Raw genomic sequence first — 2,284 nt, 5'->3', positions numbered from 1 at the left:
CGGCGCCGGCCGCACCCCCCCGGGGCCGCCCCCCCCCCCGGCCCCCCCGCCGGGGGGGGCGGGGGGTGAACTGCCGGGCGCCCCCGGCCCCGGGCCGCCCGACCGTGCGGGCCACGCTGGGCTGCCCGCTGGCCGTGCTGATGGCCCTTCAGGGCCGGTACGAGGAGGCCCGCGAGCGGCTGGCCGAGGCGGCGCGCCTGGCCCACGGCCTCGGGTACGCCGAGAGCGCCCTGTTCGTCCCGCTGTTCGGCGCCGAGGTCGAGGCGCTGGCCGGTACCACGGACCGGGCTCTCGCCCTGCTGGCGGAGGCGGCCCGCGCGAGCCGCGAACTCGGCGCCACGGGTGCCCTGCCGGGCATCGCCCGGGAGCGGGCGCGGATCCTGCTGGACCGCGGCGAACCCGCCGAGGCGCTGGCCCTGCCGGACCCCGAGCGGTCCGGGCTGCCCCCGGCCGAGTCCGCCGACGCCCACGGGCTACGGGCGCGTGCCCTGGCGCTCGCCGGGCGGCCGGACCTCGCGCGTGTCCGCGCCGGCCTGGCCGTCGCCGCGGCGGCCGAGACGGACTCCCCGCTCGTCCGGGGCACCGCGGCCCTGGACCTCGCGCACACGCTGCGCGCGCTCGGCGAGACGGCGGACGCCGCTCGGGAGGCGCTGACCGCGCGTGGGCACTTCGCCGCCAAGGGGCACCGGCCGGGCACGGACCGCGCGTCCGCGTTCGCCGAGGAGACGACGGCCACGGCCCGGGGTGAGGACCGCCCGGCCGCACGGGAAGGCAGGAACGCATGACCACAGGAACGGCGGGAGGGCTCACCTGGAGCCTGCGTGACCGCTCCCCCGAAGAACTCACGATGCTCGCCGACACGGTGCCGGACCTGCCCGCCGATCCCTCGGCGTGGTCGGACGGCGGCGGGGTGCGGGTGTGCGTGGTCGACACCGGCGTGGAGTGCGGGCATCCCTCGGTCGGCGCCGTCCAGGGTTCGTACGAGGTGAGGCCCGGCCCCGACGGAACGCTGGGCGTCGTCGACAGCGGGGTGCTGCCCGACGGCGCCGGTGACGCCTGCGGGCACGGAACGGCGTGCGCCGGGATCGTCCGGCGGGTGGCCCCCGACTGCGAGCTGTACAGCGTGCGGGTGCTCGGCGAGGGCTTCACCGGCAGCGGCGAGGCCCTGCTCAGCGGCCTGCGGTGGGCCGTCGACCAGGGATTCGACGTGGTCAACCTCAGTCTGTCCACGACCCGCCCGAAGTTCCTCGAAACCCTCCGGGCCCTGGCCGACCAGGCGTTCTTCACCGGGACCACTCTGGTGGCGTCCGCCCACAACACGCCGGTGGAGAGCTTCCCCTGGCGCTTCTCCTCGGTCATCTCGGTCGGCACCCACCGCGAGGACGACGCCGGCCTCTTCCTCTACAACCCCGCACCGCCCGTGGAGTTCTTCGCACCCGGCCAGAACGTTCAGGTGGCCTGGACCGGAGGCAAGACCATCCGGACCACGGGCAACAGTTTCGCCACTCCCTTCATCAGCGGGATGTGCGCACGACTGCTGGGCACCCGGCCGAAACTGACGCCGTTTCAGATCAAGAACGCGCTCTACCTCTCCGCCGCGAACGTGCGCATCGGCGAACCAGAGACTCGAGGTGAATCATGAGCCAGTCCCCCGGCCTCGTCCCCGCCACCGGCGTGGGCCCCGCCGCACGCGTCGGCACCGCGGAGCACGATCTGCTCCAGTCCGTCGTCGACACCGCGCGGGCCATCTTCGGCGCCGCCGCCAGTTCCGTGCTGCTGCACGACCGGGACACCGACGAACTGGTCTTCCAGGCCGTGGCCGGAGAGGGCGAGGAGTCCCTCGTGGGCTCGCGCTTCCCCGCCGGACGGGGCCTCGCCGGCTGGGTGCTGGTCTCGGGCGAGCCCATGATCGCGGACGACCTCAGGGAACAGGGCATGTTCGCCAAGGACGTGGCCAAGGCGACGGGGTACGTGCCGGACGCGCTGATGGCGGCGCCGCTCGCCCATCACGACCGCGTGCTCGGCGTCCTCGAAGTGCTCGACCCCGCCGAGCAGTCCCGCTCCAGTCTCTCCGAGCTTGACCTCCTCGCGCTCTTCGCCCGCCAGGCCGCGGCGGCCCTCGCCGTCATCGCGGACCGGCGTCACGAGGAGACACCGTCGGCGGTCCGCGCCCGGGGCCTCGAACTGCTGGCCGCGCTCCGGGACGTCCTGCTCGACGGGGTACCGCCGCAGGCGTCGCAGGAGGGATGACAGCGGGCGGAAGGGGCTGCCGAGGGTTCACGGC

Annotated in this window: 3 protein-coding genes; all 3 read left to right on the top strand. The window is 75.4% G+C overall.

The features are described 5' to 3' along the window. Window positions 1-65: 65 nt before the first annotated feature. From ACFWI4_RS41085 to ACFWI4_RS41075, 3 genes are read left to right on the top strand one after another with little or no spacing between them, the layout of a single operon-like run. The gene (locus ACFWI4_RS41085) at window positions 66-785 is read left to right on the top strand and encodes a hypothetical protein (RefSeq protein ID WP_387206830.1); all 720 of its coding nucleotides are present in this window, start codon (window positions 66-68) and stop codon (window positions 783-785) included. Further along, complete coding sequence (locus ACFWI4_RS41080; RefSeq protein ID WP_387206828.1) at window positions 782-1,642, top strand: S8 family serine peptidase; 861 nt, start codon at window positions 782-784, stop codon at window positions 1,640-1,642. Before ACFWI4_RS41085 ends, ACFWI4_RS41080 begins: the two co-directional genes overlap by 4 nt. Next, window positions 1,639-2,250 carry a GAF domain-containing protein gene (locus ACFWI4_RS41075; RefSeq protein ID WP_387206826.1) on the top strand — a complete coding sequence of 204 codons (612 nt, stop codon included), beginning with the start codon at window positions 1,639-1,641 and terminating at the stop codon, window positions 2,248-2,250. The genes ACFWI4_RS41080 and ACFWI4_RS41075 overlap by 4 nt, the downstream gene beginning before the upstream one ends. Window positions 2,251-2,284 lie beyond the last annotated feature (34 nt).

It is taken from the genome of Streptomyces sp. NPDC127038, from assembly GCF_042725875.1.
GTDB lineage: Bacteria > Actinomycetota > Actinomycetes > Streptomycetales > Streptomycetaceae > Streptomyces.
Note: the sequence above shows the minus strand (reverse complement) of the source record. Positions and strands in the feature narration are given on the sequence as shown.

Bases quoted from the DNA above. Each gene is read 5' to 3' on its own strand.
- ACFWI4_RS41075 (WP_387206826.1), top strand. From the start codon at position 1,639: ATGAGCCAGTCCCCCGGCCTCGTCCCCGCCACCGGCGTGGGCCCCGCC.
- ACFWI4_RS41080 (WP_387206828.1), top strand. From the start codon at position 782: ATGACCACAGGAACGGCGGGAGGGCTCACCTGGAGCCTGCGTGACCGC.